This is a genomic window from Streptomyces sp. ATCC 21386 (assembly GCF_018728545.1).
Classification (GTDB): Bacteria; Actinomycetota; Actinomycetes; order Streptomycetales; family Streptomycetaceae; genus Streptomyces.
The window spans coordinates 2619344-2633883 of sequence record NZ_JAAVVL010000001.1; the positions used below are offsets into that span (position 1 = coordinate 2619344).

Consider the following 14540-nt stretch of genomic DNA (forward strand, 5'->3'; position numbering starts at 1 on the left):
CGGCTGAGGCATCCGGAATCACGGATGGAGCGGGACGGGGTTGCGAAATCTACCGCAGCGCCACTATGCGGAGGATCTCCACCGAGGCGTCGTGCGGCCACGGATGCGGTCATTCCGCACGGCCAGGAACGAACCCACCCCTATTGCCCGCACGCGCGTTCGATCGCATGCTGTCGATTCCGCCAGGCGGATGGAACTCGAATGCGGGCCTGCCGGTTGCGATCCCTCGCATGTCCCGGCCTCCATCCGGGGCGGGGCGCCAACTGGACGCCTGATCCGCCGGGGCGAACTGTTGCCGACCGGATTATCGAGAGGGGGAATGCATGAAGATCATCCGTAAGCCCAAGCGTCCGAACACGGCTCACCACTGCTGATCCAGCTGGCCGTGCGGGGGTCGACGACGTTATCGGCCCCCGCGCGGCCGCACCGACGAATGGGACGGGGGGATAGAAATGCGGCACGACGTGGCGTCAGGCGTGGTGCTCTGCCCATGCCCGAACGAACCAATGGTCATCTCGACGGTCGACGGTCTGCTGGCCCGGCTGGGCAAAGCGCAAGCCGATGTCCTGCGGGGTCGGCGGGGCCCAGATCCAGCCGTGGAGCGCGAGCTACGAGATGCTGGCCTCCTTGCTCGTGCCGACAAGGCCGAAGATGGGCGGATCCAGTTCGGCTACGCCGCGAAGTTTCTGCGCCGCGGACTGTCCGTCCAGGTTCAGGGCGGTCCTGACACCGTCGAGGCATGCCTGCAGGCCCTGAGTTCGTTGGTTCCTGACGCCGCTCATGAACCATGGACGGTGACGCTGCTGCTGACCGCGCCGTGGAGCAGTGAACTCCCTGACACCTTGGACCGGCTCATGACTGCGAGCCCGGGCCTGCGCATCCGCACTGTCGTCACCGCGGACGGGCTGCCTCACTTGGCTCCTGCTCTGCGGCACGTTAGCGAGGTGCTGCTTGAACTCCCAGCTGGACCAGGCTCTTCCTGGTCTGAGATGGCCAGCTGCCTGACGACAAGCTTTCCCGGCATGCGCCGACTCAGTGTCCGGCCTACCGCCGCTTTCGCTCCTGCCTGGCGCGGGACTCTCGCCGCCCTGGGGGAAGGGCCGTATGAGGTGACCCTCGTTCACGAGTACGGTCCCACGGCGCTGCCCGCTGCGGACCGGTTGCGCTGGAGGATGGAAGCAGCAACCTACGGCGTTGCCACTGGCAATACGGTGACGGGGCTACAGGACCGCCCCTACGCGTGCCCGGCGGCCGATCCCTACGCGCTCGTACTGGGCGCAGACGGCCGGGTCAGCAAGTGCGCCGCTGACCCTGCGGGATCCGTCGTCGGGCGAATTGCGGACGGCGAACTCCAAATCGACTGGCCCGAGCAGGCGAGGTGGGCGGTTGCCGGCCAAGTTACCCAAGGCGACCCCGCATGCGCGAGCTGCCCGTTGGTGCCCAAGTGCTTCGGTGAAGCATGCCCCCGGGAGAGCCTCGCGACAGGGCGGCGCATCTGCCCGGCCGAGGACAGGCACCAGCTTCCGTCTGAGCTGGAGCCCTGTACTGCGGCGGAAGCGGAAGCCGAGCCCACTCAACCGTGGTTCCCCCACTGCCACCCCTGAGGTTCAGGACCTGAAAGAACGTTGACACGCCGACAGGAAGAACACGATGAGACCGGTTGAGAGAACGATCAGTGCGGACGAGGGATTACACGTTGCCGCGCACCCGCAGGGCCTGACCGTCGCGGTCACGCGCCGAGATCAGACCGACGTGACGACACACGGGATGGCGCTGGAGCCCTTGGTGTCGCAACTGGACGCTCCGGAGCACTTCTTCTTCCTCGACGAGGGGCTGGTGAGGAGCCGGCCTGAAATCACCAAGATCCTTCCCGCGTCCCGCTATGCGGTCCTTCCCTCTGGCGAAGAGCACAAGGTTCTTGCGACAGCCGAATCGGCGATCTCCCAACTCCACCGCAAGCACATCCACCGCCGGTCTCTGCTCATCGGGGTGGGGGGAGGCGCCCTGACGGACACCGTCGGCTTGATCGCCAATCTCTACTTCCGTGGCGTGCGGGTCTCCTACGTACCCACCACTCTGCTCGCCATGGTCGACTCGGCCATTGGCGGCAAGGTCGCGGTCAACCATCCCCGGCAGAAAAACCTCATCGGCTCCTTCTATCATCCGGAGTCAGTTCACATCTGCATGGAGTCACTCAGAACTCTGCCCGGCCGGGAAGCAGTTTCGGCCGTAGGTGAAATGATGAAGGTGGCAATAGTGGGCTCTCCAGACCTCTTTGCTGAACTGGAATCTCTTCCCAGCCTGGCATGGAAAGACCCTCAATTGCAGAGTGCCGTACTGCAGTGCATCGAGCTGAAGTACCGACTGTTGGGCACCAACTGCTTCGAACGGTCTCTGGAGAGGTCACTGAACTTCGGTCACTCAATTGCTCATCCGCTCGAAGACATCACAGAATTCCGGCTCAGGCACGGTGAAGCGGTCGGCATAGGCATCACCGTCGCCAGCCACATCGCATGGCAGCGAGGCATCCTAGACGAATCCAGCCTCCGCCGGATCATCTCGCTAGCGACCCGCCTGGGGCTTCCCATAGCGGACAGGGACTTCGACGTCCACGCCCTCCTCCACCGCGTGGACCGCCTGGTCCTTCAACGGGGCGGCCGGTCACTCCACTACGTGATCCCCGAACGCATCGGTAAAGTGAGAATTGTGGACTACGTGACAAGACGTGAAATTCAGGCGGCCCTCAGCTCCGTTCAGTTCATGACCCAGGAGTCCGTTGATGCATGCTGAAGACGTCGTCTCCGAGCTGAAGAAATCGAACGCAGTCGAAGCTGCGGCGCTCTGCGGTTCATTTCGCCAGGGAATAGAAGACAGGCATTCCGACATGGATGTCTGGATTTTCCTTGAAATCGGCACTGAATTATCCGTACGGCTCGTCGTGGAGAAGATCCTCTCGCCTCAGGCACAGTCCTTGGTCATCGAAGAAGGGCGTGACGACACCCACGTCGACTACGTCGTTCTCAATCTCAAGTGTTCTGACTGCATCTTGAACCTCAAGTTCCTCGGACTTGAGCAGCTCGCCGACTTCACCGCGAAGAAACCGAGCCTCGACACCGCCTATATGGATGACCTTGAAAACTACTGGACCATGCAGATCCTGTACGACAGGCTCGGCAGCATCGGCCAGCTGAGGAAACACCTGGAACTCCATTCCATACGCAGAGTCGGCGATGACCTGTACCCGGAAATGCTGCACCGCTACGCGTCGTTCTACTGGCGCTCCGTTTTCCAGGGAGTGCTGCGCGGGGAAATGAACGCCTGGCGCGGCCTCATGCTGTACCTGATCGAGCTGCTGATAGCAGCCGCCTACCTGAAGAATGACACCCTGCCACCTTCCAAGAAATGGATCCTCACCACACATGCCGTACAGGCGACGGGCAGCCCCGCACCGACGCTCGCGGCAGCGCTTGAGCATGTGTGGGCCGCCGACGCCACCGACGTGGCCTCCATGCTGCAGGTCTACCGCGACCTCTCGGAAGCCGAGGTGGAGATCTTCGACCTGGACCACCTCCCGCAGGGGTTCTGGTGGCGGCGAGTCTTCACCGAGAGGCTGCCCAACATCGAGGCGGATCCGGAGATCCAGTCAGCGGTGCGGGAGGCCCTGAACGGCTTCCTGACAGGGGGGACCCCGTGACGTCGTACCGGAGCTTCATCAGTTACTGCCTGCTCTACGCGAACACCGCGATCTCGGCCGGCATGGCCGGCATCGCCTTGTCCTACTGCATCTTCGGGGCCAGCCAGTCCACCCTGCTGCTCTCTCTACAGCTGGCGCTCTACACGATCCCCGTCCTGCTCATGCCACTTGCCGGATCACTTGTCGACCGTTACTCCACGTCCCGTGTGCTGGCCGCTTCCCTGCTCAGCCGGGCATGTCTCCTCACTCTCTTCGCCACGCTCGCCATGAAAGACGAGCCGCCGATCCCCGTCCTGCTCGCCATCTCCTTCCTGGTCGGCGTGATTCGCCAACCCCACCCCGGCGGACTGCGGAAGGTGTTCTCGGCGACCATCCCGGACGGCGAGTACGTCAAGACCAACGGATACATCAACATCGTCGGGCCCGTCGGCGGAGCTGTGGGCGCCCTGCTGGCCGGCTTCCTCATTGCCACGCTCGGTGCCCCGCGGACCGTCCTCATCGCTGCCGGCCTGTTCCTGACCCAAGTACTCATGTTGCTGTGGGTCCCGAACGTGAAACCGGCCGGCGAGCCGGTCAAGGTGAGCTTCGACTGGTCCGGTCTGCGACTGATCCGGCAGGGAGGCATCGAGACCGGACTCTCCATCGCCCTGGCTGTCATGGCCCTCGCGACCGCGCCATTTCAGATCCTGCTCCCCGGCAGGATGCAGGAATGGGGCCACGGATCAAGCGGCTACGGCGTAGCTATGGCCGCCTCCACCGTCGGCATCACCATCGGCGGTCTCGTGGTGGCCTGGCTGGGCAAGCGGCTGTCGCTGCGCCAAGGCGTCCTGCCCGGCGTAATCGTGGTGGGCGCCTCGGTCGGCCTCATCCCCGAAGCCGGGGGCTCCCTGCCCGTTGTGGCCGGCTTGATCGTTCTCTCTGGCGTGGGCGGGGCGGTCGCCGAGAGCTTCATTTTCGCGCGCTTTCACGAAACCGTCGCCCCCGAAGTCCAGGGACGGGTGTTCTCGGCCCTGTCCGGCCTTGAATCCCTGGCCGCCACCCTGGGGTTCATCGCCGCGGGAGCGCTCGCCGTACTGACCGGGCCGGACGCGGTCTTCTGGATCGCCGGAGCCGGCAGCGTCCTGGCGGCATGGTTCGCCCTGCGCGCGTCACTGAAGCTCCCGCGCGAGGAGCAGAAGGAGCCCCATGCGGCATCCACTTAGCAGGGTTCTGCTAGCGGTGTCCGGATCCAGCGCAGCCAGCCAGGCCGATGCCCTCGTGGACGGCTTCCTCCACGAAGGCATCGGCGTCACGGTGATTCTCACGCCACGGGCCCACACCTTCGTCCCCGAACTGGCCGCCGAGGTACACACTGACGAGGACTGGGTCCGGGCACCGCTGCACCTCACACTCCCGGCGCAGGCGGACGCGTTTGTTGTGGCTCCGGCCACCTGCAACACGATTGCGAAGGCAGCCTGTGGCATCGCCGACAACCTGGCCCTCGCGAGCATCACGGCCTGGGGAAAAGAAGTAATCTTCTTCCCAGGTATGAACCGCAGCATGTGGGACTACGCGGGGACCAAAGGCAATGTGAAACGTCTACACAGCCTCGGGCACTTCGTCGCGCAGCCACTGGATTCCGTTGCCGAGAGCACGGGCAGGGTGGGCGACGCGGTCGGCTGGTCGCCGGAGTACGTGGTGAGTACGACCATCCACAGGTCCCACCTTGCTCTCCTTGGGGTCCAGCCAAGGTGAGGTCAAAAGCCGCCGTCTGTCGATCTTGAGGGCTCCGCTACCGCAGTAAATGCCGGATTTACTGCGGCAGAGCCTCTACTGTGATCACCGCGACCTGCGGCGGGGTATTCCAGCCGCCGGGGCGAGGTGTACGCATTTACTGCGGCAGCTCCGGAAGGATGGGCAGACGTGACGATCGAACCAGTGACCGAACTCGGGAGCGGGGGCGCGCTCCGGCTGCCGCGCGCCCGCGTCGTGCCCATGTCCGCCCCTCCGGCCACGTACACCGCGGCGGTCGAGCGGTACCTCACCGGTGCGGGCATCGCGAAGTCCTCCGCGCGAATCTACCGGATCTCGCTGACGACGTGGGGGTGGATGCTCGCCGGCGAACCCGCGCCGACCGGCCCCGCCCGCCGGGGCGCGAAGCCGCCCGTCTTCCCCGTCGCCGCGATCGACGATCCGGCGCTGCCGGAAGTGCTGGCCGAACTGGCGGCGGCGCGGGCGGACGAGATGGACGCCGACACCGTCAACCGCGAGCTGTCCATCGCCCGCAAGGCGATCGGCTGGTGGCAGCGCCAGGGATGGATCGGCGGCGACCCGACGATCGGCATCGAGCGGCGGCCAGCACCGCCGGACCGTACCAAGGCCCTGGCCGAGAACCAGATCGCCGCCCTGTGGCGTCTCGATGTCGCCCTGCGGGAGAAGACGTTCTGGAAGATGCTCTACGAGTCGGCGGCCCGCGCCGACGAGGTGCTCTGCCTGAACGTCGAAGACCTGTACCCGCAGGACAAGCGCGGGAAGATCACCGCCAAGGGCGGGGCGACCGAGTGGATTCACTGGCAGTCCGGCACCGCCCAACTCCTGCCCCGCCTCATCGCCCGCCGCACCCGCGGCCCACTGTTCCTCACCGACCGCAAGGCCCCGGCCGGGACCCCGACGCTCGACGTATGCCCGGAAACCGGCCGGGCCCGGCTCTCCTACCGCCGGGCCGAAGAGATCTTCGAAGAGAACACCCGGCTGCCGGCCAACCCCCTCGCCTCAGCCGACGACATCGAGGACCTGGACGGCTTCACACTCCACCGGCTCCGCCACAGTGCCCTCACGCACGACGCCGAGGACGGCACGTCCACGCCGATGCTGCTGGCCCGCTCCCGCCACGCCTCCGTCCGCTCCCTGGAGCGGTACGCCCGCCCCGGCGTCGACTCAGTCGCCCGACACGTCGCTGAACGCGACCCCGCCGCACGTCGCCGGACGTGACACACCTCGTTTGCGGCTGGTGACAGCGTTCTTACCGGCACCCCGATGAGAGCTGAGACCGCGTATCACGACGAGATGGGCGAGAAGTTCGCCGCTCAGGCCACGGAGAGCGCCTACAACGCCTACACCGACCGCCCGGCGACGCTGACTCTCGCCGGTGACGTGAGCGGCCTTCGGATTCTGGACCTCGGTTGTGGAGCTGGCCACTACGCCGCCGATCTGCTCAGGCTGGGGGCCGGGCAGGTGGTCGGCGTCGATGGGAGCGAGGCGCTGTTGCGGGCTGCGCGGGAGCGGCTCGGAGACGGAGCCGTTCTGCATCACCACGACCTGGAGGAACCCCTGGCCTTCTTGGCGGATCAGTCGTTCGACCTTGCGGTGATGGCCCTCGTCTACCATCACATCGACGCACGAGGGCAGTTGCTCGCCGAGATCCGGCGTGTGCTGCGGCCGGGCGCCGCCCTTGTCGTCTCCACCACCCATCCCACTGCTGACTGGACCTACTTCGGCGGCTCCTATTTCGCGGATGAACGGGTGAAACTGCCGTTCGGGGACGAATTCGAGATCAGTTACTGGCAGATGACTCTGGAGAAGTTCCTCGGAGAGCTTCTCGGAGCCGGATTCATGCTGGAGGAGCTGACGGAACCGCGCGCCACGCCGGAGGCCCGGCTCGTCGATCCCCGCCGGTACGACAAGACCCATCGACAACCGACCTTCCTGGCCGTGAGGCTCCGCTGCCCGTAACCCGACATCGCTTCCACGCGACCTGCCCCGGCATCGTCCTTTTCGGCGTCAGAAAGCGATCGGTTTGGCCAGCAACAAAAGATCTTGATCCAGCCCTTCGAGTACCAGGTGAGGAACCACTTCGAGGGCGACGTCCAGGGCGTACTCCAGTGCCGCCGCGCTGCGCGATCTGTCCACATCCAGCGCCTCGGACCATTTGCGTGGTTGGTAGCGCGCCAGCATCGAGAAGGTGTAGAGGAGCAGCCACCATGACATGAGGGGCGTAGGGGGCGTCTTGCCGGGCTCCAGGGTGGGTCTGAGATACCGGTCCGCGACGAAGCGGTACTGAGGCGCCCTCGCGTCGAAGAAGCTGTCGATCTCTGCCGCCTCCATGCCGTTTCTGGGCGCCGGCCAGCAGAATTCGACGGTGAACCGGCCGGGGCGAATCTGTCGGAAGGAGTCTGCGGCGCTACCCAAGAGCTGTCCGCCGTTGAGCCCCGGGTACTTGGGGAGGAAGTCCTCCAGCCAGGCTTTCCTGTCCTGCGGTTCGGGGAGGTCGTTGTTCACGCAGACCGTTGCACTCAGGTACTCGACCGCCTTTGCCGGCCGGGGTGCAGCTCTGCCCATGCGGGGCTGGACGACTGGGCGGCTGTCGGCGATGAGAGTGACGGCTGGGGCGGTCGTCAGCCCAGTGATCGGTACTTCGGCGAGTTCGGGAATCGAGTTCCACAAGGATCCGATACTGATCGCATTCTCTGTTCGTGGCGATCCGGTGGCGTCGGACACTGCTTGGAACGCGCCCGAACCGTCAGGTCGTACCGAGACATCAGGGATGGCCGACTCCATGTTGAGAGCCTTCAGGCCGTGCTTGTTGAAGGTCCATGTGCCCGGTACATGCGCGGCTGCCATTGCGAGTCCGGCTTGGACGAGGCCGTAGTACAGGTTGATCGGACGCGTGGCGGCGGAGACGACCCGCGCCGCGTGCAACTGCTCCTCGAACTGCTGCAGGGCGGCGGCGAAGGTGTGCCTCCTGGACGCCGAGTCCTTGAGCAGTGTCTTGTCCAGCAGGCTCGTCCGGCGGTGCCGCAGCGCTACCCGGACCAGTGTTGTCCCGTCCATGCCCCCGCCTTCCCAGGTGTCTCACGTGCCGGACAGTGTGCCTTGGAAAGGGCAGGTCGGCACGAGATCAGTGGGATGTCGGCCCATCGAGCTGATGAAGTACGGGCGAGCCGTTCGCTTGTCTCGTGCTCATGGCCCGGCGCGCGGGCTGGATTTACTAGGACGTCCAACTATATAGTCGTGAGCGTAGGCCCGCGGTGCAGGGAAGCCGGTGTGATTCCGGCACGGTCCCGCCACTGTGACCGGGGAGTACGCCGTCGAGCAGGACGCCACTGGCGAGCAGGATGTCGGGAAGGCGGACGGCGCGCGCTGATCCGGGAGTCAGGATACCGGCCGTGGGATTTGTTCCGTGTTGTCCACGAGGATGGAGCTGACACGCATGGCACCGGTGTGCGTTCACGATCCCAGCGAGGCTCGACCGCCCGTTCGCGCTGGTCTTTTCCGGCACTCCACCGTCAGGGACTGACGGCCTTTCGCCATACGCGATCTCGCGCCGCCCCCGCACGCCTCCGGACACCCTCGTGTCCCTCCGCGCGCGGAGCAACTGGCGCGCCATCCGGATCACCTGACGAGAGCAGGCACCCATGGTCCGCGTACAAGACCGCGCCCCCGTGCGCGAGTTGACCCACTTCATCGGCGGCAAGCACACCCCGGGAACCTCGGGGTCCTACGGCGATGTGTACGACCCCAACACCGGCGAGGTCCAGGGCCTCGTGCCCCTCGCGAACCGTGCCGAGACCGAGGCGGCCATCGCCGACGCCGCCCGTGCCCAGCAGGAATGGGGCGCATGGAATCCGCAGCGCCGCGCCCGCGTCCTCCTCCGCTTCCTCCAGCTCGTCGAGCAGGAGAAGGACGCGCTGGCCCGGCTGCTGTCGTCCGAGCACGGCAAGACGGTCGCCGACGCGCACGGCGACCTCCAGCGCGGCCTCGAAGTCGTCGAGTTCGCGGCCGGCATCCCGCACCTGCTCAAAGGGGAGTTCACCGACAACGCCGGGACCGGCATCGACGTGCACTCACTGCGCGCGCCGCTCGGCGTGGTCGCCGGGATCACCCCGTTCAACTTCCCCGCGATGATCCCCCTGTGGAAGGCCGCTCCGGCCCTGGCCTGCGGAAACGCCTTCATCCTCAAGCCGTCGGAGCGGGATCCGTCACTCCCGCTCCGGCTCGCCGAACTCTTCCTCGAAGCGGGCCTGCCGCCCGGCGTCCTCAACGTCGTCAACGGCGCCCGCGAGGCCGTCGACACCCTGCTGGAAGACCCGCGTGTCGCCGCCCTCGGCTTTGTCGGCTCCACCCCGGTCGCCGCGCACGTCTACGCCACCGCCGCCGCCCAGGGCAAGCGCGCCCAGTGCTTCGGCGGCGCCAAGAACCACATGATCGTGATGCCGGACGCCGACCTCGACCAGGCCGTCGACGCACTGATCGGCGCCGGGTACGGCTCGGCGGGGGAGCGCTGCATGGCGATCTCTGTAGCCGTCCCGGTCGGCGAGGACACCGCCGACGCGCTCGTGGCCCGCCTGAAGGAGCGCGTCGGCTCGCTGCGGATCGGCCGCAGCGACGACCCCGAAGCGGACTTCGGACCCCTGGTCGGCAGGGACGCCCTCGACCGGGTGCGCTCCTACGTCGACCTCGGAGTCGAGGAGGGCGCCGAACTCGTCGTCGACGGAAGGGACTTCACCCTGCCCGGACACGAGAACGGTTTCTTCGCCGGAGCCTCGCTCTTCGACCGGGTCACCCCGGCCATGCGCATCTACCAGGAGGAGATCTTCGGCCCGGTCCTCTCCGTGGTCCGCGCGACCGACTACGAGGAGGCGCTGCGCCTGCCGAGTGAGCACGTCTACGGCAACGGCGTGGCCATCTTCACCCGGGACGGCGACACCGCCCGCGACTTCACCCGCCGGGTGAACACGGGAATGGTCGGCGTGAACGTGCCGATCCCCGTCCCGGTCGCCTATCACACCTTCGGTGGCTGGAAGCGCTCCGGCTTCGGCGACCTCAACCAGCACGGCCCCGACGCGATCCGTTTCTACACCCGGACCAAGACCGTCACCTCGCGCTGGCCCTCCGGGGCGAAGGAGGGCGCGAGCTTCACCATCCCGACGATGGGCTGAGCGCGATGACCACGACCTGGCTCACCGAGGACCAACAGGCCCTTGTCGAGACGACGCTGGACTTCGCCCAGGACTATCTGGCCCCGCACGCCCTGGACTGGGACCGGGACAAGCACTTCCCGGTCGATGTGCTGCGCAAGGCCGCCGGACTCGGCCTCGGCGGCGTCTACGTACGCGAGGAGTCGGGCGGCTCCGGACTCACCCGCGCCGACGGCGTCCTCGTCTTCGAGACCCTGGCCTCCGGATGCCCGTCCATCGCCGGGTATCTCTCCATCCACAACATGGTCGCCTGGATGATCGACCGCTACGGCGACCCCGGGCAGCGCGAGCGATGGCTGCCGCGCCTGTGCGCCATGGACGACCTCGCCAGCTACTGCCTGACCGAGCCGGGCGCGGGCTCCGACGCGGCAGCCCTCACCACCCGGGCCGTCCGCGACGGCGACGCCTGGGTCCTCACCGGGGTCAAGCAGTTCATCTCCGGCGCCGGCGCCTCCCAGCTGTACGTCGTCATGGCCCGCACCGGCCGTGAAGGCGCGGACGGTGTCTCCGCGTTCGTCGTCGACAAGGACGATCCCGGCGTCACCTTCGGCGCCGACGAACGCAAGATGGGCTGGAACGCCCAGCCCACCCGGCAGGTCGTCCTCGACGGCGTCCGGCTGCCCGCCGACCGCCTCCTCGGCCGCGAGGGCGCGGGCTTCCGTATCGCGATGAACGGCCTCAACGGCGGCCGACTCGGCATCGCCGCCTGCTCCCTGGGCGGCGCCCGCAGCGCCCTGGACCGCAGCCTTGCCCACCTCGCCGACCGTGAGGCGTTCGGCGCCCGACTCCTGGACGCCCAGGCGCTGCGCTTCCGCCTCGCCGACATGGCGACCGAACTCGCCGCCGCCCGCGCCCTGGTCCAGCAGGCCGCGCAGGCACTGGACCGGAGTGACCCGCAGGCCCCGTACCTGATTGCGATGGCCAAACGCTTCGCCACCGACACCGGCTACTCGGTCGCCGACCGCGCCCTGCAACTGCACGGCGGCTACGGCTACCTGAGCGAGTACGGCATCGAGAAGATCGTCCGCGACCTGCGGGTCCACCAGATCCTGGAAGGAACCAACGAGATCATGCGCGTGATCGTGGCCCGCGGTCTGACGGAGGCGTATCGATGACCGCCACCGACGACACCGTCCTGGTGCGTACCGAGGGGCGCGCCGCGTACCTCACCCTCAACCGCCCCAAGGCCCTCAACGCTCTCACCCACACCATGGTCCGCCGTATCGGCGAAGCCCTGACGGCCTGGGAGCACGACCCGGCCATCGAGACCGTCGTGCTCAGCGGCGCGGGGGACCGGGGGCTGTGCGCGGGTGGCGACATCCGTGCCATCCACGACGACGCCCGCGACGGGGACGGCTCGGCGTCGGCGGCGTTCTGGCGTGACGAGTACCGGCTCAACGCCCGGATCGCCCGCTACCCCAAGCCGTACGTCGCCGTCATGGACGGCATCGTCATGGGCGGAGGCGTCGGTGTCTCCGCGCACGCCGCTGTCCGGATCGTCACCGAGCGGTCGCGGATCGCCATGCCGGAGACCGGTATCGGCTTCGTCCCGGACGTGGGCGGCACGTACCTGCTCACCCTCGCACCCGGCGAACTCGGCACCCACCTGGCGCTGACCGGGGGCCCGGTGGGCGCGGCGGACGCCCTGCTCTGCGGGCTCGCCGACCACTTCGTACCGTCCGAGGTCATGCCGTCGCTGGTCGAACACCTCGCGCACGCCCCGGTGCGGGAGGTGCTGGGGCGAACCGTAGGGACCGCACCACCCGGTCGGCTCGCGGCGGCTCAGCCGTGGGTCGACGCCTGCTATTCCGCCGGCACGGTCGAGGAGATCGTCGGGCGCCTCCTCGACCACGGCGACCACGCCGCCAAGGAGGCCGCCGAGACGTTGCTCGCCAAGTCGCCCACCGCTCTCAAGGTCACCCTCACCGCACTGCGGAGAGCCCGTCGGCTCGGCTCCCTGGAGAGGGTGCTGGACCAGGAGTACCGCGTCTCCTGCCGGGCCCTCGCCGCTCCGGACCTGGTGGAGGGCATCCGTGCCCAGGTCATCGACAAGGACCGCACCCCGCGCTGGTCTCCGCCCACGCTCGCCGAGGTCACCGACGCGGACGTCGACCGCTTCTTCGCTCCACTCGGCGAGCGTGAACTCGCCCTCGCCGGGCCCGACAACCCACAGGAGGTGCCGTGGTGAGCCGGACCGTCGCGTTCATCGGACTCGGACACATGGGCGGCCCCATGGCCGCCAATCTGGTCAAGGCAGGCCACCGGGTGCGCGGCCACGACCTCGCCCCCGAGTCCCTGGAGGCAGCGGCCGGCGCGGGCGTCGATCCCGCCGCGTCGGCGGGCCAGGCCGTCACCGGCGCCGACCTGGTGATCACCATGCTGCCCGCCGGAGACCACGTCCTCGGCCTCTACGGAGACATCCTCGACGTGGCCTCGCCCGGCACCCTCTTCGTCGACTGCTCCACCATCGACGTCGCTGACGCCCGCACCGCCCACGAACGTGCCGTAGCCGCCGGAATGCGTGCCCTGGACGCCCCGGTCTCCGGCGGCGTGGTGGGAGCCGAGGCGGCCACGCTCACCTTCATGGCGGGCGGCGGGAGCGATGAGTTCACCGAGGCGGAACCGCTGCTCGCCGCCATGGGCCGCAAGGTGGTCCACTGCGGCGGCGCGGGCGCCGGGCAGGCCGCGAAGATCTGCAACAACATGATCCTCGGCGTCTCCATGATCGCAGTCAGTGAGGCGTTCGTCCTCGGTGAGAGCCTCGGCCTTTCCCACCAGGCGCTCTACGACGTGGCGTCGACGGCGTCCGGGCAGTGCTGGGCGCTCAGCGTCAACTGCCCCGTCCCAGGGCCCGTCCCGGCCAGCCCCGCCAACCACGACTACCGGCCCGGCTTCGCGGCCTCCCTCATGGCCAAGGACCTGGGCCTCGCCGCCAACGCGGTCCGCTCCGGTGGTGTTCACGCGGAACTCGGCCTGCGCGCGGCGGAGTTGTTTGTCGCTTACGCCGAGCAGGTCGGTGCCACCGAGGACTTCTCCGGCATCGTACGAACCATCCGGAACCAGAACGGGGAGCAGGCATGACCATCGACCAGGAACCGCCCGCCTACGAAACGATCCTCGTCGAGCGCAAGGGCCGGACCGCACTGCTCACCCTCAACCGTCCGAAGGCCCTCAACGCACTGAACCTGAAGGTCATGGAAGAGGTCGTGGCCGCCACCGAGGCCCTCGACCGGGACCCGGACTGCGGCTGCGTCGTCATCACCGGCTCGTCGAAAGCGTTCGCCGCCGGCGCCGACATCAAGGAGATGCAGCCGCAGGGCTACATGGACATGTACCTCACCGACTGGTTCACGGCCTGGGACCGGCTTGGACAGCTGCGCACCCCGACCGTCGCGGCGGTCTCCGGCTACGCCCTCGGCGGCGGCTGCGAGCTGGCCATGCTCTGCGACATCCTGCTGGCCGCCGACACCGCCGTCTTCGGGCAGCCCGAGATCAAACTCGGCGTCATCCCCGGCATCGGCGGCTCCCAGCGGCTGACCCGGGCGGTCGGCAAGGCCAAGGCGATGGAGATGTGCCTGACCGGGCGCACCATGGACGCCGACGAGGCAGAGCGCGCCGGGCTCGTCTCCCGGATCGTGCCGGCCGACGAGCTGCTCGGTGAGGCGCTCGCGGTCGCCGAGACCGTGGCGGGCATGTCCCTGCCGGTGGCGATGATGGCGAAGGAGGCGGTCGGACGGGCCTTCGAGACGACCCTCACCGAAGGCGTCCGCTTCGAACGGCGCCTCTTCCACGCGGTGTTCGCCACCGCCGACCAGAAGGAGGGCATGGCTGCCTTCGTCGGCAAGAGGCCGCCGGAGTTCCGCCACGGGTAAGGGCCGGCTCCGCTGCCG

12 protein-coding genes and 1 riboswitch are annotated in these 14540 nt (G+C 67.7%); of the genes, 11 read left to right on the forward strand and 1 reads right to left on the reverse strand.

Features of this window, described 5'->3' with window-relative positions:
* The first annotated feature begins 1650 nt into the window (after positions 1–1650).
* From GWK25_RS11485 to GWK25_RS11515, 6 genes are all read left to right on the forward strand, one after another.
* Complete coding sequence (locus GWK25_RS11485; RefSeq protein WP_215449707.1) at positions 1651–2790, forward strand: 3-dehydroquinate synthase; 1140 nt, start codon at positions 1651–1653, stop codon at positions 2788–2790.
* A complete protein-coding gene (locus tag GWK25_RS11490; RefSeq protein WP_215449708.1) occupies positions 2780–3694 on the forward strand; it encodes a hypothetical protein in 915 nt (304 codons plus the stop codon). The genes GWK25_RS11485 and GWK25_RS11490 overlap by 11 nt, the downstream gene beginning before the upstream one ends.
* Positions 3691–4896, forward strand: a complete 1206-nt coding sequence (locus tag GWK25_RS11495) for an MFS transporter (RefSeq protein WP_215449709.1) — start codon at positions 3691–3693, stop codon at positions 4894–4896. Before GWK25_RS11490 ends, GWK25_RS11495 begins: the two co-directional genes overlap by 4 nt.
* Positions 4880–5428, forward strand: a complete 549-nt coding sequence (locus GWK25_RS11500; RefSeq protein ID WP_251828822.1) for a flavoprotein — start codon at positions 4880–4882, stop codon at positions 5426–5428. Before GWK25_RS11495 ends, GWK25_RS11500 begins: the two co-directional genes overlap by 17 nt.
* 168 nt (positions 5429–5596) lie before the next feature.
* Positions 5597–6664 carry a tyrosine-type recombinase/integrase gene (locus tag GWK25_RS43370; protein ID WP_308404216.1) on the forward strand — a complete coding sequence of 356 codons (1068 nt, stop codon included), beginning with the start codon at positions 5597–5599 and terminating at the stop codon, positions 6662–6664.
* A 45-nt stretch (positions 6665–6709) separates the two neighbouring features.
* The gene (locus GWK25_RS11515) at positions 6710–7405 is read left to right on the forward strand and encodes a class I SAM-dependent methyltransferase (protein WP_215449711.1); all 696 of its coding nucleotides are present in this window, start codon (positions 6710–6712) and stop codon (positions 7403–7405) included.
* Between the two features lie 48 nt (positions 7406–7453).
* Here GWK25_RS11515 and GWK25_RS11520 read toward each other — a convergent pair whose 3' ends face one another.
* Positions 7454–8503, reverse strand: coding sequence for a YaaC family protein (locus GWK25_RS11520; protein ID WP_215449712.1), 1050 nt, complete (start codon positions 8501–8503; stop codon positions 7454–7456).
* A 158-nt stretch (positions 8504–8661) separates the two neighbouring features.
* Positions 8662–8856: riboswitch (cobalamin riboswitch) on the forward strand.
* 231 nt (positions 8857–9087) lie between these two features.
* Between GWK25_RS11520 and GWK25_RS11525 the strand changes: the two genes are divergently transcribed.
* From GWK25_RS11525 to GWK25_RS11545, 5 genes are read left to right on the forward strand one after another with little or no spacing between them, the layout of a single operon-like run.
* Positions 9088–10611, forward strand: coding sequence for a CoA-acylating methylmalonate-semialdehyde dehydrogenase (locus GWK25_RS11525; protein ID WP_215449713.1), 1524 nt, complete (start codon positions 9088–9090; stop codon positions 10609–10611).
* A gap of 5 nt (positions 10612–10616) precedes the next feature.
* A complete protein-coding gene (locus GWK25_RS11530; RefSeq protein WP_215449714.1) occupies positions 10617–11765 on the forward strand; it encodes an acyl-CoA dehydrogenase family protein in 1149 nt (382 codons plus the stop codon).
* Positions 11762–12838, forward strand: coding sequence for an enoyl-CoA hydratase/isomerase family protein (locus GWK25_RS11535; RefSeq protein ID WP_215449715.1), 1077 nt, complete (start codon positions 11762–11764; stop codon positions 12836–12838). The genes GWK25_RS11530 and GWK25_RS11535 overlap by 4 nt, the downstream gene beginning before the upstream one ends.
* On the forward strand, positions 12835–13731 hold the full coding sequence (gene mmsB, locus GWK25_RS11540) for a 3-hydroxyisobutyrate dehydrogenase (protein ID WP_215449716.1): 897 nt from the start codon (positions 12835–12837) through the stop codon (positions 13729–13731). The genes GWK25_RS11535 and mmsB overlap by 4 nt, the downstream gene beginning before the upstream one ends.
* On the forward strand, positions 13728–14522 hold the full coding sequence (locus GWK25_RS11545) for an enoyl-CoA hydratase (RefSeq protein ID WP_215449717.1): 795 nt from the start codon (positions 13728–13730) through the stop codon (positions 14520–14522). Before mmsB ends, GWK25_RS11545 begins: the two co-directional genes overlap by 4 nt.
* The last annotated feature ends 18 nt before the right edge of the window (positions 14523–14540 follow it).